This window comes from Bacteroides sp. 1_1_30, from assembly GCF_020982715.1.
Classification (GTDB): domain Bacteria; phylum Bacteroidota; class Bacteroidia; order Bacteroidales; family Bacteroidaceae; genus Bacteroides; species Bacteroides xylanisolvens.
This window is the reverse complement of record NZ_JAJKHN010000095.1, coordinates 1-23,830: the sequence shown is the minus strand read 5'-3', so window position 1 is coordinate 23,830 and position 23,830 is coordinate 1. Positions and strand designations below refer to the sequence as shown.

At 37.3% G+C, this 23,830-nt stretch carries 18 protein-coding genes; 5 read left to right on the top strand and 13 right to left on the bottom strand.

Annotated elements, in window-relative coordinates; translation table 11 throughout:
* Positions 1-708 precede the first annotated feature (708 nt).
* Complete coding sequence (locus tag LPH68_RS21770; protein WP_230297132.1) at positions 709-1,698, top strand: ComEC/Rec2 family competence protein; 990 nt, start codon at positions 709-711, stop codon at positions 1,696-1,698.
* A gap of 565 nt (positions 1,699-2,263) precedes the next feature.
* Here LPH68_RS21770 and LPH68_RS21765 read toward each other — a convergent pair.
* From LPH68_RS21765 to LPH68_RS21750, 4 genes are all read right to left on the bottom strand, one after another.
* The gene (locus LPH68_RS21765; RefSeq protein WP_016272816.1) at positions 2,264-3,520 is read right to left on the bottom strand and encodes a site-specific integrase; all 1,257 of its coding nucleotides are present in this window, start codon (positions 3,518-3,520) and stop codon (positions 2,264-2,266) included.
* The gene (locus tag LPH68_RS21760; RefSeq protein WP_016272817.1) at positions 3,517-4,077 is read right to left on the bottom strand and encodes a helix-turn-helix domain-containing protein; all 561 of its coding nucleotides are present in this window, start codon (positions 4,075-4,077) and stop codon (positions 3,517-3,519) included. Before LPH68_RS21760 ends, LPH68_RS21765 begins: the two co-directional genes overlap by 4 nt.
* 217 nt (positions 4,078-4,294) lie before the next feature.
* Complete coding sequence (gene dnaK, locus LPH68_RS21755; protein WP_008021329.1) at positions 4,295-6,208, bottom strand: molecular chaperone DnaK; 1,914 nt, start codon at positions 6,206-6,208, stop codon at positions 4,295-4,297.
* A 326-nt stretch (positions 6,209-6,534) separates the two neighbouring features.
* A complete protein-coding gene (locus LPH68_RS21750; RefSeq protein ID WP_004313951.1) occupies positions 6,535-7,323 on the bottom strand; it encodes an META domain-containing protein in 789 nt (262 codons plus the stop codon).
* A gap of 145 nt (positions 7,324-7,468) precedes the next feature.
* Between LPH68_RS21750 and LPH68_RS21745 the strand changes: the two genes are divergently transcribed.
* From LPH68_RS21745 to recA, 4 genes are all read left to right on the top strand, one after another.
* On the top strand, positions 7,469-8,752 hold the full coding sequence (locus tag LPH68_RS21745) for a hypothetical protein (protein WP_117811436.1): 1,284 nt from the start codon (positions 7,469-7,471) through the stop codon (positions 8,750-8,752).
* A 90-nt stretch (positions 8,753-8,842) separates the two neighbouring features.
* Positions 8,843-10,036: a saccharopine dehydrogenase family protein gene (locus tag LPH68_RS21740; RefSeq protein ID WP_004312514.1), complete on the top strand. Its 1,194-nt coding sequence runs from the start codon at positions 8,843-8,845 to the stop codon at positions 10,034-10,036.
* A gap of 28 nt (positions 10,037-10,064) precedes the next feature.
* On the top strand, positions 10,065-10,520 hold the full coding sequence (bcp, locus tag LPH68_RS21735; protein WP_004312515.1) for a thioredoxin-dependent thiol peroxidase: 456 nt from the start codon (positions 10,065-10,067) through the stop codon (positions 10,518-10,520).
* Between the two features lie 26 nt (positions 10,521-10,546).
* Complete coding sequence (gene recA, locus LPH68_RS21730; RefSeq protein ID WP_004312516.1) at positions 10,547-11,581, top strand: recombinase RecA; 1,035 nt, start codon at positions 10,547-10,549, stop codon at positions 11,579-11,581.
* 120 nt (positions 11,582-11,701) lie between these two features.
* On the opposite strand, the gene LPH68_RS21725 is transcribed toward recA, so the two are convergent.
* The 9 genes from LPH68_RS21725 to LPH68_RS21685 all read right to left on the bottom strand — a co-directional run bounded on the left by LPH68_RS21725 (position 11,702) and on the right by LPH68_RS21685 (position 23,673).
* Positions 11,702-12,694: a YeiH family protein gene (locus LPH68_RS21725; protein ID WP_004312517.1), complete on the bottom strand. Its 993-nt coding sequence runs from the start codon at positions 12,692-12,694 to the stop codon at positions 11,702-11,704.
* Positions 12,695-12,816: 122 nt separating this feature from the next.
* Positions 12,817-13,191, bottom strand: a complete 375-nt coding sequence (locus LPH68_RS21720; protein ID WP_008021320.1) for a YccF domain-containing protein — start codon at positions 13,189-13,191, stop codon at positions 12,817-12,819.
* Between the two features lie 64 nt (positions 13,192-13,255).
* Positions 13,256-14,521 (bottom strand): ATP-binding protein, encoded by a 1,266-nt coding sequence (locus LPH68_RS21715; RefSeq protein WP_151923782.1) that lies wholly within the window; start codon positions 14,519-14,521, stop codon positions 13,256-13,258.
* 489 nt (positions 14,522-15,010) lie between these two features.
* Positions 15,011-15,475, bottom strand: coding sequence for a TerB family tellurite resistance protein (locus LPH68_RS21710; protein WP_128859714.1), 465 nt, complete (start codon positions 15,473-15,475; stop codon positions 15,011-15,013).
* 7 nt (positions 15,476-15,482) lie between these two features.
* On the bottom strand, positions 15,483-17,249 hold the full coding sequence (locus LPH68_RS21705) for an AAA family ATPase (RefSeq protein WP_230297131.1): 1,767 nt from the start codon (positions 17,247-17,249) through the stop codon (positions 15,483-15,485).
* 24 nt (positions 17,250-17,273) lie between these two features.
* The gene (locus LPH68_RS21700; RefSeq protein WP_087323060.1) at positions 17,274-19,778 is read right to left on the bottom strand and encodes an Hsp70 family protein; all 2,505 of its coding nucleotides are present in this window, start codon (positions 19,776-19,778) and stop codon (positions 17,274-17,276) included.
* 12 nt (positions 19,779-19,790) lie between these two features.
* Positions 19,791-20,693, bottom strand: a complete 903-nt coding sequence (locus tag LPH68_RS21695; RefSeq protein ID WP_087323065.1) for a hypothetical protein — start codon at positions 20,691-20,693, stop codon at positions 19,791-19,793.
* 2 nt (positions 20,694-20,695) lie between these two features.
* The gene (locus LPH68_RS21690; RefSeq protein ID WP_087323068.1) at positions 20,696-21,634 is read right to left on the bottom strand and encodes a hypothetical protein; all 939 of its coding nucleotides are present in this window, start codon (positions 21,632-21,634) and stop codon (positions 20,696-20,698) included.
* 5 nt (positions 21,635-21,639) lie between these two features.
* Positions 21,640-23,673 carry a hypothetical protein gene (locus tag LPH68_RS21685; RefSeq protein WP_151923781.1) on the bottom strand — a complete coding sequence of 678 codons (2,034 nt, stop codon included), beginning with the start codon at positions 23,671-23,673 and terminating at the stop codon, positions 21,640-21,642.
* Positions 23,674-23,830: the final 157 nt, after the last annotated feature.

Here is a 23,830-nt window from a genome sequence, read left to right as displayed (position 1 = left end):
ATTTCATGTGATTTCCTTTTTTATTATCACCCAAATTCGCTGCAATTTCTTCAGCCTTTTGTATCTTATCTATGTTGAATGATGAAATAATGAAAAGAATTTTGTAATTTTGCATTGTTGTCTGAATTATAGAGGATTGAGCATTCCTCTTCAGACACGTTCAATGAAACACTATAATTAAATATATGCAATAAATGGAAAAAATAATATCATCAATCCCTGTCTACAATTTGTTGACAAATTTAATTCCGGGCACAGTGTTGGCTGCCTTACTAAAATTTTGCGTGGAAGGTTGCGATATATTCTCTCTTACAAATAATATATGGATACTTGCCGTTATCCTCTATTTTCTTGGTATAATAAACTCTCGGATAAGTTCTTTAGTTTTTGAGCCTCTAATTAAAATGCTTAAAATTGTGAAGTTTGTGCCACATAAAGATTTTACTGATGCCGAGTTGAAAGATACATCTGGAAAACTTACACAGTTAAGTCGAATGAACAATGAATACAGGAGCTATATATCTGTATTCTCTATAGTCCTTATTATCAAGCTAATTTTCCTTTTCTCAAATATTAAGAATTTTATAACAGATAATATCTGTTGGATTATATTGTGTTTAGGTGTACTGCTATTCCTTTGTGCCTATAGGAAGCAAGTATCTTATATTACATCACGTATATCTCGATTAAACAACCAATAATATATATATGCCGAATTACGAAGTTCATTATCTTAGCGTTTCAGACGCTGATGCAATCATAATACGATATGAAAACAGCGGAGACCAATATGTTGTATTAATTGACGCTGGAAATGTCAGCGATTCAGACAAAATCAAAAACTATATTTGGAATCACTGGAAAACTTATACTATTGATTTAGCAATATGTACTCACCCTGACTCTGACCATAAAGGAGGTTTTTTTGGATTATTGAATGATAGAGATGTAATCATTAATGAATTTTGGCTTAATACGCCAGAGGATGTAATTAAAGAAGATGAATATAATAGATTATATCCTAAACGAAATAGGTTGTCTCATTGTCGTGAATGCTATGATCATCCAACAGATACGGATTCACTTAACCTCATAGATTTAGCTGTATCTAACAAATGCAATGTATATGGTGCATATTGTGGCAAAATACATTCACACATTCCGATCTCAGTTGTTGGTCCAAGTTTGGATTTCTATCATCCTCTTGCGATAGAAATACTCAAGAACAATAAAAGGAGAAAAGATGAGGATAATACAATATACAATGATATAGGTTATTTTTCATCCGTTCAAGCTAAATCGTCTATTGATGACGAGCCTGATGATTGTTCGCCAACTAATGCTGGTAGCATAATTCTTTTATTTGAACCGATCACGAGTTGTAAATTTTTATTGCTCGGTGATGCAAATCGAGCTGCTATCACTGATGCAATTTCTAATAATACGAACTTGTCAGGCTCTAGAATAAAAGTTCCACATCATGGAAGTAAACATAATCTGACCTCGGTATTGATTGATAAATTGGCTCCATGCTGTGCGATTATTTCCGCAAAAGGCTCTCGTAAACATCCCAGCAGAGGAATTGTTCATTGCCTCAGCAATCATTGCAATGTCTATTCGACTCATAAGAGTGGAACTCTAATTCATACATCTTATCCTATTACTACCCCCGCAATTCCATTACAGGAAAAACAATAAGGTTCGATGTAGAATCTCAATTATCAGATATGTATAATAAAAAGGTGTTGTTATTGAAGTTCGTTTGATTGAACCTGTTTTAGTGATTATAAGACACACAACCTTATTTGTCTGCTACGAGAGACGACTTATGATCTAGGTAGTCGCGCACGGCTTTCCACTTCCGGCTCAAAGGGACAGCGAAAAATGATAAATCATCTGAAAAGCCGTAAAAGCCCCCTTTCTACACTTATGCGATAGTCAGCACACGTTCGTTCAAAATCCTTTTGGGCGATGGTGTGCCGACGAATAAAACCGCTTTTACGGAAAAGCCTGTATGAGAAAGAAAAAAACAGGGAGATTCATTTCAAAATCTCCAGTTTTATTGTTGCTTTTGCATACGAAGAATTCTTTGAAGGTTGCAATGTGCAGAAGAATAATGCAGCAGATAACCAACTCGTAACCTATTACTATCATGAGCAATTAACATACGCTCATTTCCATAAAATGCACTCTTTTTGTAACTTCTATCTGCAAATAGATGAATTTCTATTCATATTAAAGCATTCAATAAAGAGTTTCTTCTCTATATATTATTTGGCATATTCAGTTTAATTGTCTTGGTTGCCCCTTCCTTTTTAGAATCTACCACCTTTGCATACACTTGGGTTGTCCTTACGTTTGTATGTCCCAACATTTTGCTAACTGTATAAATATCAGTACCTCCAGCCAGTTGCAGGGTCGCATAGGAATGACGGAAGCAATGAAATGTTATGTGTTTGGATATTCCGGCTGCTTCAACCCATTTCTTGACAGGACGATTTATCCATGAAGGGTCTGGCAGTCCGGCAAACACAAGAAGCTCTCCCTCCTGCTGCTCACCACAAAGATTGAATGCTTGTTCCGAAATTGGCATATATTCAACACCTTTTGTCTTTTGTTGAGTAAAGTTCAAGCGATAACCTCCATTGAAATTCTCCACTTCCGACCATTTCAATTTTTGAATATCGCAATGACGGATTCCTGTTAGAGCAGAAAACAGGGCTGCACGTTTCAGTAATGGGTCACAAGGTGTTTGTGCCAGTCGATTCAATTCCTCTACCGTAAGATATTCTCTCCGGCTTTCTCTTTCCTGAATACCTTTGACTTTCGCAGAAATATCAATAGTTAGGTAGCCATCTATAAATGCTTGTTTCAATCCGGCTTTGAAGATTGAAAAATATGTTGCAGCTGTATTTTGAGATATTGTACCTCGTTTAGTTCCTCCTTGTGGAGCGTTCATTATGAATTGACGAAACGATTCCACCATCTTTAAGTCTATTTGTGAAAAGAGAATGGTATCGCTTTTTGCAAATATCTTCAACAACTCATGAACTCGCCTCCAATTGACAATGATAGAATCAGAACTATGGGCGTGCCTTGTTCGCTGCACATGGTCGAAGTATTCAATGAAATTACTTCTGGAGCGTTCCAACTGCTCTGCCTGTTCAGCATCGGTATCAGCATAAAGAGCCGCATTATCATATTCCTTTTGCCGTAGGCTTCTGACTTTATCGGCATAGATACATGATTCTTGATCCAATTGAGACTTACATTGTATAATACCATTCAGATCTCGCTTTGGCTTATAAGTGGTTTTACCTTCGGTATTAGTCCGTGCATTACGTGACTTATCCCAAACAGGTGTCGTAATAGTACGATTGAGATATTCACGTACTCTTTGCGGAGTATCTTTACCGGATTGGAACACAGGATAAGATTCCACATAAAGATACCATTCATCACGATATTCAGACTTGCGGAGTTTTACCGACACTCGTGTATTGACTAATGCTTTCTTCATCGTTTCATACCTTTATATAAGTTATCAATTTCTTTCTTGGGGACATATACAAAATTCCCTATCTGCCGGGTAGGGATAGAGTATTTGCGTATATGGAGATAAACGGTACTTTCATTCACAAGAAATTTCTCTGTGATTTCTCCAATGGTATAACAGTCTTTTGGCTCCAGACTATACAGTTTAGCGATAGGCTTCGGCTTTGTGAGAGCTTTCTTTCGGAGAGGATAGAGTTTCATCAGTTCTTCTTTTGATAATAATGTTTGCCTTTCTCCGGCATTCACACTTGGAATTGTTCCCTTACGAATCAAGCGGTAAAGAGTTTCTTTGCTTATGCCAAACAAAGCGTATGCTTCAGGAACAGTGATGTACTCTTTGGACTTTGGTATTTTCTTGACCACATCGTCCAACCTTTGCAATCTCAATTCTTCATCCTTGCGTCGTTTCCATGCAATTTTGGAACATTTAGGAGAGCAATACCACGATTCAATGGTTTTAGCCACAAAGGTCTCTCCACAAACCTTGCATTGACGTGTTATTTCAAATTTTGCTGCTGGCATAATTCACTTTTTACTTATATTTCTCATTCTCAATACCAACATTTTTATAAGTGTCATATTATCTACTTTTAAGCGTCGGTACAATTATGGTACAAATATACAATAAAAATCCGAATAATAAGCAAAATCAAAGAAAAGTGATATAAAAAGAAATAGGGCATAACTCATTGAGTTACACCCTATATTCTTATTTATAATTATCGTTGTTTACCGATACTTACTTCACTTCCTCAAAGTCAGCATCCTGAACGTTATCCCCGTGCTTGCTATTATCTTGCTGACCAGCACCACCGTTCATATCAGGACCAGCCTGTGCACCACCTTGTGCACCACCCTGTGCGTACATTTCAGCACTTGCAGCCTGGAAGGCAGTATTGATTTCTGCCATAGCAGTATCGATAGCAGCCAAGTCCTGTGCTTTGTGAGCATCTTTCAATTTCTGCAAAGCAGCTTCAATCGGAGCTTTCTTATCAGCAGGCAACTTATCACCTAATTCCTTCAACTGATTTTCAGTCTGGAAGATTACGCTGTCAGCCTGGTTCAGCTTATCGATTTTTTCACGTTCTTTCTTATCTGCTTCAGCATTAGCTTCAGCTTCAGCCTTCATCTTTTCGATTTCTTCCTTGCTCAAACCGCTGGATGCTTCGATACGGATAGCTTGTTCTTTACCAGTAGCCTTATCTTTAGCAGATACTTTCAAGATACCGTTCGCATCGATATCGAATGTAACCTCAATTTGAGGAACACCACGACGAGCCGGAGCAATACCTGACAAATTGAACTGACCGATTGATTTATTCTGAGCGGCCATCGGACGTTCTCCCTGCAATACATGAATCGTAACTTCACTTTGATTATCAGCAGCAGTAGAGAATGTTTCACTCTTACGAGCCGGAATGGTAGTGTTAGCGTCGATCAACTTAGTCATTACACCACCCAGTGTTTCGATACCCATTGACAGCGGAGTAACATCCAACAATACTACACCTTTGATTTCGTCTGTCAAAACAGCACCCTGCACAGCAGCACCAATAGCTACTACTTCATCCGGATTCACACCTTTAGAAGGAGCTTTGCCGAAGAAATCTTCTACCAATTTCTGAACAGCCGGAATACGTGAAGAACCACCAACAAGGATTACTTCATCAATATCAGCATTGTTCAAACCTGCATCGCTCATTGCTTTCTTACATGGTTCAAGACAAGCCTGGATCAATTCGTGAGCCAGAGATTCGAATTTTGCACGAGTCAAAGTCTTCACCAAGTGCTTAGGCACACCACCTACCGGCATGATATACGGCAAGTTGATTTCTGTACTTGTAGAAGAAGAAAGCTCAATCTTAGCTTTTTCAGCAGCTTCTTTCAGACGTTGCAAAGCCATCGGATCCTGAGTCAAGTCAGCACCTTCATCGTTTTTGAATTCCTGTACCAACCAGTTGATGATTACCTGGTCGAAGTCGTCACCACCAAGGTGAGTATCACCGTTTGTAGAAAGTACTTCAAATACACCACCACCGAATTCGAGGATAGAGATATCGAATGTACCACCACCAAGGTCGAATACAGCAATCTTCATATCTTTGTGAGCCTTATCCAGACCGTAAGCAAGAGCTGCGGCTGTCGGTTCGTTTACAATACGTTTTACTTCCAGACCGGCAATCTGTCCGGCTTCTTTTGTAGCCTGACGTTGAGAGTCGGAGAAATAAGCAGGAACGGTGATGACTGCTTCTGTTACTTCCTGTCCAAGGTAGTCTTCGGCAGTCTTCTTCATTTTCTGAAGAATCATTGCAGAGATTTCCTGCGGAGTATACAGACGTCCGTCGATGTCAACACGTGGAGTGTTGTTGTCACCTTTCACTACTTTATAAGGAACACGAGTCACTTCTTTTTGTACCTGATCCCAATTTTCACCCATGAAACGTTTGATAGAGAAGATTGTACGTGTAGGGTTCGTAATAGCCTGACGTTTTGCAGGATCACCCACTTTACGTTCGCCACCATCAACGAAAGCGACAACAGAAGGAGTTGTACGCTTACCTTCACTGTTTGCAATTACTACAGGTTCGTTACCTTCGAATACGGCAACACAAGAGTTTGTAGTTCCTAAGTCAATACCAATAATTTTTCCCATGATCGTTATTTTTTTATTTATTATTTATTCAATGATTTCTTTTTGTCCGGTTGTTTCTCTGCTCTTATCAGGGAGCTTCGCCGCGAACGGACGCTTATTAAAAAGCAAACCGTGTGCCAAAAGGAAATTATACGAATGCATGACATAATATCTGCCAAAAAGACAGTTTTAATAAATAAACACTGCTGACATAGTCATATTCAAAGCCAATCAGCAACTGTTTCTTTAAACAAATACAGGCGGCTCTGGTTCGATAAAGGAAAAAAAATATGCCTGTATCGTCAAGTGCGACACAGGCATATCCTATTATATATAACTCTTATCTATTACTTTTCCAACACGATGACCAATGCACCGTTTGCATCATACAAACCAATGCCACCACCGGACAACACATCGAATGATTTCACTTCATTGATAGCTTTCAGCACCTTACCTTCTGTTTCCATATCAGGACAAGCCATCATTGTGCTTGCTACTCCCGGGAAAGAAATAGATTTGGCATTACTTGTACTGGTTTCAAAACCACCATTAATCAAATTACATCCGGCATTGCCATGAATGGTCTTTTTCTTCACATCAAAAGCAATGAAAGGTTGTTTTTCCATACCGGAAGGAATTGCTTCACCATTCACTTCTTTAATTTTCCATTCTCCATTCAAAACTGAAAGTTTCACATCAGCCTCCTTCTTTTGTAGAACGACAACCGGACGGTTGGACGAATTGCAAAGATACATCTTATCTTTACCTGCCTTCTTGTATCCTTTTACTTGCGCAAAAGCATTCAATACATTATTTTCAGTAGTCATATCCGGACACATCATTCGGGTACTAGCCATCCCTGTAAGTTCAAGGCTTCCCGGCTTCGCATTTACATCGAAACTGCCCATCATACGATTACATCCGCTATTGCCGGACACACGACCGGTCGCTGTATCAAAAGCGATAAAAGGAAGGGTTCTACTTTCGCCCGGAGCAATTTTCGAGCCGTTGACTTCTATAATATTCCATTCACCATTGATAGATGACAGGGGGATTGCCTTCTCAACCGAACGGCACGAAGACATTGCAAGTGCTGCACCAGCAATGCAAATTGAAACAAATACTTTCTTCATATTGTTATAACGTTTAAGTTAAAATCGGGGGCAAAGATATCAAAAAGATTGGAAAATAACATCCAATACAACATAAAATATATACATTTGCCAGTAGATATACAACAAACGAACAATTTACATAGTTCACTTAAAGTAAACAAATATGAGAATAATTGTCCTGTCTTTAATTCTATTCTGTTGTGGCACGTGTCCTATCACAGCTCAAAGTGATTACATTGTCACTACTCCTTCCACGCAGGAAATCCCTGTAGGTGAAGAAGAACAATTCATCAAGAATAACTTTCCACTGCAACCGCTGTGTAAATGGACACCCGGAATGAAGTTTATGTTTGTTCCTTCTACACGGAACATGTTCCTTCCTACTCTTTCCAGCTACGACACCGAAAAAGGAATAGACAACAGCCTGCTGAAGCACAAAATTCTCACTTTCACGGGAACAGAAGAGAAGGCTCAAAATATATCAACCGGGACTAACTATTCCACTCGCTTCGTATTCGAATGTGAGGGAGAAAAATATTATTATGACATAAAGAACATGAGGCTGGACGAGATTTGCGAGAAGGCTCCCCGTGCCGGTATCAATGGATTGGTTTATCTGAAAGATGTAGATACTGCCAAAGAGTTGTTAATAGGAAAAACAGTCTATATACAATCTGAAAGTGCCCGGGTAGACGATGCCAACAATTATTCCGGCTATCAGAATATAGCAATTCCTGTCAATACGGAAGCTACAATTACCGCTATTGGAGTCGGCAGTCAGGCATATCCAGTGAAAATCGTATTCAAAGATACACAGGGACATTCTTATTATCTGGAAGTCGCTCTCTCGCGAACGAACTCCGGCATGGACCTGAATGATTTTCAAGGCGAAAAGAGAATGAAATATTTTTCAAATGCATTCAGTTTCACTAACAAGAGTCTGGGTACTATTGAAAGCCTGAAAAATAAATACTTGGGAATGACCGTTTATCCTAAAAAGATGCTGCCGGCCAAAAGAATCGTATCTTTTGAAGATAAGCAGACCGAATCACGTGTTCACTTGCCCCGATATACGGTTCTGCAAATAAAAGAGATTAAATTATCTCCCCCCGGCAGCCTGGCCACCCTGTCATTAACGGACAGGGACGGGGCAATCTATGAATTGGAAACAGATCTGAAATATGACGTGATTGTCAAAAATGATAATTATATCGAAGATTTTTTCGGATTCGAGGATATACATAAGAAATATCCGGGCATTACAGAAAAACGTTGGCAGATTATCTCCCGGGGAGATTTGGAGGCAGGGATGAGTACGGTAGAATGTCGTTTGTCCATTGGTGATCCGATAGAAATCGAGCTGAAAAAAGACAGTCGTTTCGAAACTTGGTTCTACAATGGCAAAACGCTGGAATTCGAAAACGGAACCTTGCAACGTTACAAATAAAAAGGAGTAGCTGCGCAATGATTATCTGAAAATAATCACGTATATTTGCCAAACCAATAAATCATAAATTATAATTCATTAAATACAGAAATGGGTAGAGTTCTTATTATTGGTGCAGGCGGTGTTGGCACTGTCGTTGCACACAAAGTGGCACAAAATGCCGATGTATTTACAGATATCATGATTGCCAGTCGTACGAAAGAGAAATGCGATAAAATCGTCGAGGCAATAGGTAACCCCAATATAAAAACAGCTAAAGTTGACGCAGACAATGTAGAGGAGCTGGTAGCCTTATTCAACGATTTCAAACCCGAAATGGTGATTAATGTGGCTCTCCCTTATCAGGATCTGACGATTATGGAAGCTTGTCTGAAAGCCGGAGTGAACTATCTGGACACCGCCAACTATGAGCCGAAAGATGAAGCTCATTTTGAATACAGCTGGCAGTGGGCTTATCACGATCGTTTCAAAGAAGCAGGTCTGACAGCTATCCTCGGCTGCGGATTCGACCCGGGAGTAAGCGGTATCTATACTGCTTATGCAGCTAAACATTATTTTGATGAGATTCAATATCTGGACATTGTAGACTGCAATGCAGGTAACCATCATAAGGCTTTTGCTACAAACTTCAATCCGGAGATCAACATTCGCGAGATTACACAAAACGGACGCTATTATGAAAATGGCAAATGGGTAACTACCGGTCCGCTGGAAATCCATAAAGACCTGACATACCCGAACATCGGTCCGCGTGACTCTTATCTTCTTTATCACGAAGAACTGGAATCTTTGGTGAAACATTATCCGACTATCAAACGTGCACGTTTCTGGATGACTTTCGGACAGGAGTATTTAACTCATTTACGCGTTATCCAAAACATCGGTATGGCACGAATCGACGAGGTTGATTACAACGGAATGAAGATTGTACCATTGCAATTCTTGAAGGCTGTATTGCCTAACCCGCAGGATTTAGGAGAAAACTACGAAGGAGAAACTTCTATCGGTTGCCGTATCCGTGGTCTGAAAGATGGTAAGGAACGTACTTACTATGTATACAACAACTGTAGTCACCAGGAAGCTTATCAGGAAACCGGTATGCAGGGAGTAAGCTACACCACCGGAGTTCCGGCAATGATTGGAGCCATGATGTTCTTCAAAGGCGAATGGAATCGTCCGGGTGTAAACAATGTAGAAGAATTCAATCCGGATCCGTTCATGGAACAACTCAATAAGCAAGGTCTTCCCTGGCATGAAGAGTTCGACAAGGATTTGGAATTATAAGCGTACACCTATTCATTAAAAGAAAGTTATGATAAACGTAGGAGATAAAGCACCGGAAGTCTTGGGTATCAATGAGAAAGGCGAAGAAATCCGTTTAAGTGCTTATAAAGGAAAAAAAATTGTGTTGTACTTCTACCCAAAGGACAGTACATCAGGTTGCACCGCACAAGCGTGTAACCTGCGCGACAACTATTCCGAACTACGTAAAGCCGGCTATGAAGTAATCGGTGTCAGCGTAGACAATGAAAAGTCGCACCAGAAATTCATCGAAAAGAACAATCTTCCTTTCACTCTGATTGCTGACACTGACAAAAAGTTAGTAGAAGAATTTGGAGTATGGGGAGAAAAGAAACTGTACGGACGTGCTTACATGGGTACTTTCCGCACTACTTTCCTGATTAATGAAGAGGGAATCGTAGAACGGATTATCACTCCCAAAGAAGTGAAGACCAAAGAACATGCCTCACAGATTTTAAATCAATAACTCCATTAATTATATAAGAATAAGGTATGGCAAAAAAAGACGAACTTAATTTTGAAACAGATAATAAAATGGCATCAAGCGAAAAACTAAAAGCCTTACAGGCTGCCATGGAAAAGATAGAAAAGAGCTTCGGTAAAGGTTCTATCATGAAAATGGGTGATGATAGTGTTGAACAAGTAGAAGTGATCCCAACAGGCTCTATTGCCCTGAACGTGGCACTTGGCGTTGGAGGTTACCCAAGAGGTAGAATCATTGAAATCTATGGCCCGGAGTCTTCCGGTAAAACAACATTGGCTATCCACGCCATTGCTGAAGCACAAAAGGCCGGCGGTATCGCTGCTTTTATTGATGCCGAACACGCTTTCGACCGTTTCTACGCATCTAAACTGGGCGTAAATATCGATGATCTTTATATCTCTCAACCGGATAACGGCGAGCAAGCGTTGGAGATTGCGGAACAACTGATTCGTTCTTCTGCTATCGACATCATCGTTATTGACTCTGTAGCTGCACTGACTCCTAAAGCGGAAATCGAAGGCGACATGGGTGATAACAAAGTAGGCCTTCAAGCACGTTTGATGTCGCAGGCTCTTCGTAAGTTGACAGCTGCTGTGAGCAAGACACGTACTACTTGTATTTTCATCAACCAGTTGCGTGAGAAGATCGGTGTTATGTTCGGTAACCCGGAAACAACAACCGGTGGTAACGCTTTGAAGTTCTACGCTTCTGTACGTCTGGATATCCGTGGTAGCCAACCGATCAAAGATGGCGAAGAGATTCTCGGTAAACTGACTAAGGTGAAAGTGGTGAAGAATAAAGTAGCACCTCCTTTCCGCAAAGCAGAATTTGACATCATGTTCGGTGAAGGTATCTCCCATTCCGGAGAAATCATCGACTTGGGTGCTGACCTGGGAATCATCAAGAAGAGCGGTTCATGGTATAGCTACAATGATACTAAGTTAGGACAAGGACGTGATGCCGCTAAACAATGCATCATGGATAATCCTGAACTGGCTGAAGAACTGGAAGGATTGATCTTCGAAGAATTGAAGAAGAAATAATTTGCTTTAATTCTGCTTTATCCGCAGGCTAAAACTGAATAAACAAAGGTGGGAGAAAGTCGTTTACTACGATCATTCTCCCACCTTTTTCTCTTTTATATAGTTCTCTCTTTTTTCCTCTTATACAAAATAAATGTATGCCAATGTGCTCAAGCTGATTATTACCCAAAGCAAAATTCCTTGAACCAAAGGCTTTATTCCAACTGCTTTCAATACATCAATAGAAAGAGAAGCACCGATGAAAAACATGGTAATCGTCAGAGTTTTACGGGCAATACCGTTAATAGCCGCTCCCAATTGTGGTACTCCATCCAGCAAATAAGTATTTACTACCAATGCCAACACGAAGAAAAAGATAAACCATGGAATACTTATCTTTTGTCCTTTGCTCTTGAAAATAAAGGAAGTAGCAAAAGCCATCGGGATAATCCAAAGCGCACGGGTCAGTTTAATAGTGGTTGCCACTTTCAATGCTTCTTCGCCATAAGCAGCTCCTGCACCTACTACAGAACTGGTGTCATGAATGGCAATGGCCGCCCATGTTCCGAATTGTTGCTGATCCATATTTAATGCATGACCAATGGCAGGGAAAATGAAAAGTGCAATAGCGTTCAAGATAAAGATTGTACCTAATGCCACAGACATTTCACTGTCCTTCGCTTTCAACACTGGTCCCACTGCTGCGATAGCACTACCACCACAGATAGCAGTTCCCGAACTGATAAGATAAGCTGTATTACGGTCGATCTTGAACAACTTACGTCCAATAAACCAACCTATTACCAAGGTTCCGATCACCGAAATGACCGTAAACTCCATACCTTCCTTACCGGAAGCTAAAGCAGAATGAAGATTCATACCAAATCCCAATCCTACAACTGAATATTGCAACAGATATTTAGAGGTTTTCTTATTAAACTTAGGATGTGCTTGTCCGCAAGTCAATGCAAAAATAAGTCCGAGGAACAAAGCAACCGGAGGAGTTACCCAAGCCGACCATGCTTCCAATCCTGGAATATAGTCTAAAAAAAGAAAGAAAGTCAGAGTAGAAAGCAGTGCAACATAAATCATTTTATTATTTGCCTGCAAAGTTTTTGTAGCTGTTGAAATCATATCTTTTTATCTTTAATTGTTTTCCGGGTGCAAAGGTACGGTAAACAATCAAGACCCGCCAATAGTTTCTAATTATGCATTATAACTTTTAATTATAAGCATACGCTTCCCTACAACTACTCTTACACTGTTATAATGTCTTTCCCAAAAGGTGATAATGCCAAAGCTGCCAATTTAAAGTGCTGTAAGCCAAAAGGAATACCAATGATAGTAATACATAATATAGCCCCGAAAACCAAATGGGACAGACAGATCCAAATGCCACCCAAAAATATCCACAGGATATTCATCAATATATAAAGGCAACCGCCAGAGCGGTTTCCACTTCTTACCTCTTTACCGAAAGGCCACAAAGCAAGTCCTGCCAGTTTCAAGGTTTGCATACCAAACGGAATACCAATAATGGTAAGCATCATCAATATGCTTGAGATGAGGTATTCAACAGCAGTAAAGATACCACCAAGCAACAACCACAATAAATTCATTAAACAGCCCATATATAAATTGTATTAGTTATTTTTCCAATTTTCTTTTTGTTGTCTCATCCACTTTACCCTGATGTCACTTATTCTCTAGCATTATCATCCATTTCCAAATGGGAATCACCTCTATTGTAAAACCATCCTGTTCCACCGTACGTTCTTCATTACGAGTCACAATTTGTAACTTCTCCGCCTTTAAGAACTTTGCTGTTTTCAAAAGCCCATTTACTTCACGAGTAAAAGTTTGAGTATCAGAAATATTATATGATGCTTGAACAAGCCATTTCTGATCAGGGATATAAAAATCAACTTCTACATTTTGATTATAGAAATATAGCTCCTTTCCAACCATTCTATATAAAGAGACAGCTACTAAATTCTCCAACAACAAAGTTTCCGGATTAAAGATAAACAGATTCAAAATGCCATTATCAATAAAATAGTATTTCCGGTTACTCTCTCTTTCCGCAAAACGAGCTGCATAATTTTCAATACTGAATATCAGCCAAGTTTCTTCCAAATATCCCACATAGTCAATAACTGTTCGCACCCCCACGCTCTCTCCCGCTGAAGATACTATATTTTTAAGTCGATTGTAAGAAGAGGGTTGCATGACACTTTCAGCAAGTTTTTTCACCAACAAACTCATCGAATCCGAATTACGTAGTGCATAACGGGCCACCAGATCACCAAAGAATATTTTCTGATAAAGCCCGCTCAACCAAGAACGTTTATCTTTAAATGCTATCAATTCAGGAAATCCCCCATTATAAAAATAAGCATCAAAAGTGCGCACCACTTCATTACGTAAACTTGGAGTATAAAGCCAGTTTGTTTTTAAGATTATATCCTGCGAAAGAAGAAACTCACGAAAAGAATACGGATATACCTCCTGAATAAGAAAACGCCCGCCTAATGTCGTAGCAATCTCACTACTCAACATCTTCGCATTACTTCCAGTCACATATACACGATATTTTTTATCTACCAACCGACGAACGAACTTTTCCCACCCGTCTACAACTTGTATCTCATCCAAAAAGAAGATAGGCTGATAGGGGAAAGTCTCTTCGTATGCCAATTTTATATCGTTCAACTCTTCTGATTTCAAGCCGATAAAACGCTCGTCCTCAAAATTGATATATAGTATTTCTTCTATCGTATGCCCTTTATTCAGCAGTTGGTGTATCCGCTGATACATCAAATAGGATTTTCCGGCCCGGCGAATACCTAAAAATACATAATTACCTGCATCCTCAAAAGTGAAAGGACGTTCCATAAATGTTATATCTTTGACAAACTCTTGATTTTCACCAATTATTTGCTTTATTTGTTCCTTGTCCATATCTGGTATTGTTCTATATACAAAATACAAATATAGTATTTTTGTTTCGTATACAAAACAAAAAAAACGGTTATTTATTTCAGATAAGGAATAAACTCATAGCTATAACAGCACCTATCACATTGCCGACTTATTCTTATATACGATCTTCAACATCAACATATGAAGTAAATGTACATGATATTTCTCTCAATATATTCATATTTATTATCTAAGACTCACAATTGTGGATAATGTTGCACATACAAAACCAATGCTTCAGAAAAGTCAATATCAATACCTTGCAATTTCAACTTTATAGATTCACAACTTGCCCAACAAATACCACAAAACATATCCAACGGCCACCAAATAAATGAAACTATTGCCAATAAGAATATTATCCTAGATAACATCTTGATTAAGCAATTAAGAATATAGGATAACCATCCCTCTAAAACGCAAGGAATCTGTATAATAGAGAAAAGTATAATTAATATTGTCCTCATTCTAATTCTTCAAGTTTATATTTAGAAAAGGAGTATTCAAAACAAATTCATATTCTTTCAGAATAATGTCAGGCAATAAATAATCTTCTTTATCTGGCATATCTTCAAGAATAGTAACATCCGAAATATTCAGATTAAGACGAATCCTTTTGAAAAAACTTATTTCTGAATATTCTATTTTATTATCAACTTCTATCATTTGAATGGCAATCCTCACAATATTAAGTTCCTGTGTTTCTGTTAAAGACATATTAGCAATATCTTTCAAATAATCATTCAGAAATGATATGCCCTGCTGATTTATATCTGCTACGTATTCATTCAACTTGTTTTCCACATCCACCACAGAGAACAATTCGTTATTAGAAACGTAGCTCCTTATAAATTCCAATTCTTTAGGCGCAATATCCCCATCGCATGCCATACAGCAAAATGCTGTTTTTAAATACAACTCATTTATTTCCATAATTCTACTAATTAAATCCAATTTTCCTTCGTTGATCAAATTTTGTTTTTATTCCTAAGAATTTATCTCTGATAGCTTCATGCTCATGTATGACATCTATCGAGATACTTGGTTTAGAAGTTTTAATAACCTCCTCCAATACATTCATTGTAATCTTTCCCATTTTTCTCCGAAAAGTCAATCGAGCCGCCATGTCAACAATCAATTTAATATCCGCCGAAATATAGTTTTCTGTTAGTAATGCAAGTCTTTCATAATCAATACCGAAATCAACCTTTCTCTTTTGCAGATTTAATTCAAACATACTTTTACGTGTTTCTTTATCGGGTTGGGGAATATAGTATTTCAATTCTAAACGCCCTGCACGCAAAGCAGCTTTATCTATTTCTGTCGGTTTATTAGTAGCACCAATGACCAAAACTCCATTCTGACCACAATTATTCAATTGTGCCAAAAATTCATTGACTTCACCAGCCTCACTAACATTAGTTTGTCTGCTACGGTCTTTAATCATAGCATCTATTTCATCGAAAAACAAGATTGTCGGTGCATTCTTGCGAGCATCATCAAAAATTGCAGCTATTTTGCCTTGTCCACCATGAATATATGGAGATGCCACATCCGAACATTTGATATATCTATAATGAATTCCTGCTTCTTCGGCAAATTTTTCTGCAAAGAACGTCTTGCCGCATCCCGGAGGACCATAAAACAGTAAACCATTAGGAATGAACAAGCCTAATTCCTTCGCTTGCTCCGGGTGTTGCAGCAAATCAATAACATCAGATTGAAGTTGCACTTTCAAATCTACCATACCTGCTACATCAGCAAAACCTTTTCCAACCTTCCTAACTGGCACACACGTATTTTCTACCAAACTAGTATTTACTTTATCTTCATTAGATAACTTCAAAACCTTTATTTCACCATTTAATGCCTTTAAAAACTCATCAGCAGATTTAAAACGACTATCAATATCAAGAGACAACGCTTTATGTATCGTATTTATAAGTTGCTCATCCAATTCAAATTTATTTGCATCAAGTATTTTGAGAGGTTTCTGCCTTCCTTCTTGAACCGCATCTATCAATAAAATCCTTTCCTTTTGAAATAAAGACAGATCCATAAAATAAGGAGGTAAACCAAATAAAAGATGATAAAGTAACGCTCCTACTGAGAATAAATCTGTTTGTGGAGAAAAAATCCCATTGAATGCTTCAGGAGCTGTATAAAATGGATTTACTCCTTCTTTTATAAAACCAAAGTTTTGGTCTATGTATCTGGCATGCCCAAAATCTATAATTTTAGGTACTACTATTTCACTTGACAAATCAAGCATTACGTTCTGAATCGTTAATTCATTATGAATAACCGGACGAGAAAAATTATGAATGCATTTCAAGCCATTCAATACACCTGCTACAATTTGCTTTGCCTGATATACGCTACAGGTCTGTTCACGAGTCAAATATTGAGCAGCAGTTTCCCCTGCAATAAAATCAAAAACAATACAAACAAACCTTTGACCATTCAATTGTAATGTTAAGTTATCACGATACATTGTGATATTGGGATGCTTTAATTGCTTGGTAATCTGTAGTTCCAATACATTACCATCATCATCAAATTGCGAATGATGTAATTTTGCACAATTAATAAGTTTGAGGAATAAGTTATTCCCCAAACCATCTTTTACGCGATAAGTTTCAGCACACATTCCCTGCTTTACCAAGAAAACAACTGTGTAACCGTTTATCTTTTGATTTTTACTCAATATAGGCATATTCAATAACAATAGTTAGAACTCCGGTTTCTCATTTTCAGGCATATCTATCACATCAATAACAGCACAGACAAGTGGATGTAAAGTTTCTACCATCGGATTATTATTCACCATTTCCATTCCTTGATTAAGCAATTGCCGGGCACGGTTTGCATCCTTCCATGCATATTGCCTAAAATTCTGACTATAATGTCGTACAAAACCAACCAACTGATAAATTAAAGTGACAGTAATAAACAGAGAATTTATATCAGCTAATACTTGCCGTCCCACCTGAACATCCTTTTGACAAATCACCACATCTGTCTGACGACGAAGCTCCTCTACCTGATTATCATATTTACTCCCTAAATCACTATTCGCCTTTTCCAACCTGTCAAATTCGGTTCTTAATTCAGCTTCTATAGAATCCCACTCATGTTCTTTCTCTACTCCTTCTATTTTAAGAAATGCTCGACGCAAATCTGCCAGCAAATGCATTTTGCCATCATCACTATCTTTCTCGCCATCAAACCGCCCGGTAATATCATTCAGCATATTTTGAACTTCAATGGTTTCCGATTCTTTAATAGCCGGACTTGATTGCAACGAAATCAATTTCTGCTTTGCTTCATCGAGTCGGTTTTGTAAATCATAAATATCAACTCCCGTCGAACGCTGCGCTACCTCTATAACTTTTTCAACCGTTTCTCCAATAATCGGGAATGTCACTTCCATTATCATTTGTTGAGAACGATCAACTTTTAGTATTATATCCAAATCACTATCTGCCGGAATAAGTGCAGGTACATCATCTCCATTTATAGAGACATTAAACACATGGTCATTATAAATGGCACTTGTTCCTTCTACATTATATTCACCTTGATAAATTGGTATAACCATATTATCTGCTGACATACCCGGGCGAAGTTGTCTGGGCGTCTTTAAACCATTACGCACTCCAATGGCTGGAATAGGTTGATTTTTCTCTACCCCTTTAAGAGGTATAAAAATATCTCTATTCAAGCTTCTGTCATGTACTTCAATACCTATATTATATGGTAATACAGCATTACCGACCACAATGCCCTGCATTATATTCACCTCATTGGGAAAACAAGGAATTGAAGTACCCTTGTCATCATAAGCTATAATAGTGAACACATTAGTCTTCCCTTCCATCAACTGACATTCCACTACATCTCCAATTTCATTAATTTCTATCTTGCCACTCGACCAACCTCTATCATTTCTTATAAGTTCCACAAAAACTTTAGAAGAAAGCCTCCCTGTACATTCATCCGGTAATAATTTAACAGATACAAATTCCACAACTTCTACAGAACTAGATTCATAAGAAAGTCCTAAAGCAACAGTCCCAAAGCTGATCTTTTCTGTCACTTCACTATCAATACCCGAAGCATATAACGCAGCCCCTTTAGCAACAGCAGTCATCGGATCAACACTTGTATCAACATTAGATGTTATTTGTTCTTTTAGCATTTCACGCAATACAGGAGAATATGTAGGCCCTCCAACAAGAATCAAAGAATCTAAATCACCTCCCTGTATATTGTTTCGTTTGAGTAAGTCTTTGCAAATATTGATAGCTTTTTGAAAAACAGGAGCAACAACTTCCTTTATTTGCTGCTGAGTAACAACTATATCCAATTCCAATTCTGCCCCCTCATCATCCTCTCCAAATTCATCTAATTGGGAAGTTATATCACAATGTGGTTTAAAAGACAATTGATTCTTTGCCTGCTCTGCATAAAACTTCATAGCATCCCGCAATATCTGCTTCTTGGCATCATCTGCTAGGATTTTATCAATAACATAATTTTCCTGAAGATATGGAATTATGATTTCATCCACAATTGCATAATCTAAATTTTTACCACCAAGATAATTATCCCCCTCCGTATCCTTGACTTGCATGATTCCATCCTCCACCTTCAGTAAAGCTGCATCAAATGTCCCTCCACCAAAGTCAAACACCAACCACACACCATCTTTCCTAGCAGAACTTAGTCCATAGGCCATAGAAGCAGCAATAGGTTCTTGCAGCAATTCGCAATGTTCAATACCAGCAAGAATTGCAGATCTTTTAGTTGCAGCTATTTGGTCTGCTTTAAATTTTGCAGGAATTGTAATAACAGCAGCATTGATTGAATCATCTGATACAAAAGACTTCAAAGCTTTCAACACTTCCGATGACAAATCCTCGGAAGAAAATGAACACCCCATATTAGAAGTTTCATAAGGAGTGTCCAGTCCCATTGTTCTCTTAAACTCAATAAAGACGTTTTCATTTTGTCTAGACCATTTCTTCGTAGCCCTAGATTTATCCTGACGAAGGTCATTATATGCACTATCCCCTACCTTGATAACCTTTTTCTTAGTAAACGAAACGCAGGAAGACAAGGTATCTTTTAAAGTATCTGTTTTTTTTATACATGGATCTCCATTTTCCATTCTACAAATTGCGGAATTAGTTGTTCCTAAATCTATTCCGTATTTCATTTTTACCTGTACCATATTACATATTATTTAAAGGTTTTGACTTACTGTTATCTGCGCTGATTGTATCATTACTCCCCTATAGTTGATTTGAGGTTTAATAATACTAGTTATAATTTGCTCACCTTCTTTCAATTCTTCATCCTCAACAAAGTTTGCAGTAACTTTCATCCCATCGCTATAAGTTTTTCCTAACATATCAACTAACTCATAACCATTAGCTTTCAAATTATCTTTCATCTGAATGATAGACTTTGAAAGTTGTTTATAGCCACGAACTCCCTTATCCATTTTATAAAGCGTCATTTCCATAAATGTAATACGGTCAGCCAATGTCTTTATTAAAGAATGATCTGGGGCAACATTCTCAATTTGCGCTACCTGTATAGAAGATAATGTTACAAGTGAGGCTGTAATCTTTTGCATCTCAATCATATCTAAAGAAAATTGATTAAGGATATCCTCATTCAGCTTATCAGCTTTAATCTTCAATGCGGTAACATCTAAATATCCTTTCGCAATTCGTCTATGTAGTAACCAATAAACCACAAACGAAATAATCGCAAAAAATAGGAATAAAGAAACACCCCACACAGTTCTTGATTTTAAATCATTAGTAGTTGCCTTTGCCTGCAAAGATGTATTTGCTTCATCAATTCTAACCCCCAATTGATTTACTATGTCTTCAATATTTCGATTAGTTGACTCTATAGTAGAGCTCATAGATTCTAACTTTTTACTTTGACTATCAATCATTTCCTTTTGAATTTTAATACCTCTTTTCAGTACCTCATTTTCCAATTTTAGAATTTTCAAAGATTGCTCTAATCCCAAAATATGCTTTTGATGTGCTTCATACAAACTATCTGTTTGTGAATAAAGCTTTGCAGTACATACTAATGTACAAATAAGAATGATAAAAATTTGTTTCATGACTAATATCTTGATGTTGATATATAATAATTTACACTATAGATTCCCCCAGTCAAATCTTCTTTCCCTGCAAAATTTCGTACCCTACTAGCATCAACAGAAGCAACAATACGATAAGAGCCCGATTTCAGTTGCACACCTTGGGAATCATAAGAACTTATAACTATCCGCTTACTTTCCGTACCACTATATAAAAGCGTTAAAGTATATTGAGTATCATTTTTTACGGTAACCGTAGTATATGCACTTTTTCCATACCCTATTTTATCCATAGATGGCAACTGACCATAGTTTCCACTTCTAAAAACATCAGCAACTTCCAAGTCAATTATCTTTTTCATAGCCTCTGACCTATGAACGCCATTAGGGTATAAATTAAGATATCTCTGAAACATAACGAGCATACCTCTTTCTGAAGCGGTTTGCCAAGCTCTGTCTTCTGAATTCCATACCACTTGCTCCCTCCTTATTTGTTCATTACGTTCATACTCTAACCTTTTCTTTTCCTCATCTAACTGTTTTATAGCCTTGTTTAAATAAGGATGTTTATACTCTTCTTTAAAACGATAATTACTAGAATATTTATCAATAAAAAGACTTAAACTTAATGAATCATTAGCTGCTCGCAATTCATTTTCATATTGCTTATTAATCCAGTCTCTCACTTCTGATATTTTTTCACTATGAGGATATTTATCTATAAAGTTCTGACATTTTTCTATCGTAATTTCTGCCTTTAATTTATCAAAAGAAATGATGTCTCTTCTTTGATATGTATACCAAGCATAGAATATGCTAAATATTATCACTAATCCCATAAGCACATGTAGTCCATTGCGTATGTATGAATTACTACTCTGAGTAACTTTAACCAAACATTTAGCTAGTGCATTCAGAACAAAGAAAATCCCAAGCAATAGATATAGTATTAATTGTGGCATAATCTTCAATTATTACTAAGTACAATGGTTAATATAATAATGACAGCAATTATAAATCCCCAAGACAGTATATTGGACCAATCTACCCCATCAATCTTCTGTTGAGCTTCAGTTCTATGCCTTCCATTGGGGAATTGAGCAAGATAATTACGATATTCACTCCTCGTATCTGATGTAATACAATTTTTCCAATAAACTTCATCTGCAACATTTTTTCTCGCCTCATCTTTATATTTCCCAGCAGGATATTTCTGCAAATAAATCTTATAATCATCAATAGTCTTACAACATCCAAAGGATATCTCTTCCATTTTATTTTTTGCAGAAGAAATATATCGTCCCTTAGGATAAGCATTCAAATACCTTTGATAGTCTTCAGCAGTCTTACAAGTATGATAGAAACAATCTTCCCACTTTTGACTAATAGGTAGTTTACTGTTCGGATATTTTTTTCTAAAAGCAGAACAACTTTGTGTTGTCACACAAGCATTGAAGTCGTATTCTTCCATTTTAGCTCCAATTTCCACAACAAACTTTCCATTAGGGAATACACTTAGATATTTTTGACAAGAAGAGGAATCCTTACATTTTTTAAACATCTGTAATTCAGAATTCATATCAAGTTGAATTGCCTGATAAGTCGAAATCCCAAGCCCCAATACTTGCTCTTTCAAAGAAGCACGATTTTGAGAATACCTGTTAATTTCAAAATCTTTTTCCATATCCAATTTATCCATATATAAAATAGCTACCCATGCTTCCTGAAATACTGCTTTCACTTTACGAATAATTCGTTCTCTATCTATCAATAATTCAAACTGAAGATTTTGATTATTTACACTGTTAAATTCCTCAATGACATTATACAGCGCAGCATTTACAATCAAAGTTGAAAGTCTTAAATAATAAGAATCTGTACTTCCTAACTCTTCTTTTATAGACATGAGATAAGGTACACACTTTTTAATCAGATCAATCGCATGTTTGATTAAACTAGGTAAAGCTTGATACTTGAGCAATTCCGCTTTTATAAATTTATCGTATTCTTTGACAGCTATTGGAGCTAGTTCTTTTCTTTTTTTATCCAATATTTCTATATTCTCCTTGCATCGATCTTTTGTAAGTTTACCAATGGCAATAGAATAAGCATAACTTTGGAGGTCATAAGCTATGTCAATTTTCACATATTCATCCTCATCAGTATTATTATAGTAATTAATCCCACATTGCAAAATCTGCTTTGCCAAATTATCTGCAATCATTTGATATTGCATATCACTTTTTTTCAAGAGACTTCTGATAATGTCAAGAGGTTCTTTCGTATTATTCTTCAAAGAAAATCCAGCTCTATATTGAGCATTAAAATCATCATTCTTCACATTCTTTGCTTTTGCTATTTCAGCACTGATAATCGCTATGGGTTCAGCAATCGCCTTATCCTTCAAATAACTATTATCCTCTTCAGATGTCCCATATTTAAAAAATAATTGCATTAAATTCTGAATAGGAGCTTCTACTAGAAGTTCATTTATAAATAACCGCGCTAAATCATCTTCTGGCAACTGATATGTACTACCACAAACTTCTTCAACAAAGGCTACCCGATAATCATCATTATGAATAACTTTCGTTATGGTTTGAACAGCTGTTACCTGATCATTCTGTATTAATGATAATACACCAAGATTGATTAATGATGAAAATGTTTCTTTCTTTCCAAACAGCTCTTTAGCTTTCTCCGTTTCTCCCTTTTGCAAATACCCCATAGCTATCTCATCAATAGAAGTTACTTTGATAAACCAAAAAAGTGCATATTTCAGTTGATCTTGCGGCAAGTTAATGCTTCCATTGGTATGCTCCATATTTTCAACTAAACGAACCGGAGCTGGAATCAGATTTAACAGATCTAGTGGAAAGCTAACAGATTTACCGACTTTCAAATAGGCCTTCATTTTATTCGCATTGGCTATGCGATCCTTAATCGGAGAGTTAGAATATACACCCAGCAGTCTATAAGGGTTGCCGCTAATTATGTTCATGTTGATTTTACGAACTATGTAGCAGTCAAATTCCCCAAACTGCAGATTAACAATAGAATGTCTGTTATTTATAAAAAAAGCTCTAAGTTTGCAGTTAATAGATAAGAGGTCGGAAATTTATTTTAAAAAAGTCAAGCGAGACGAATAATTACCTCCG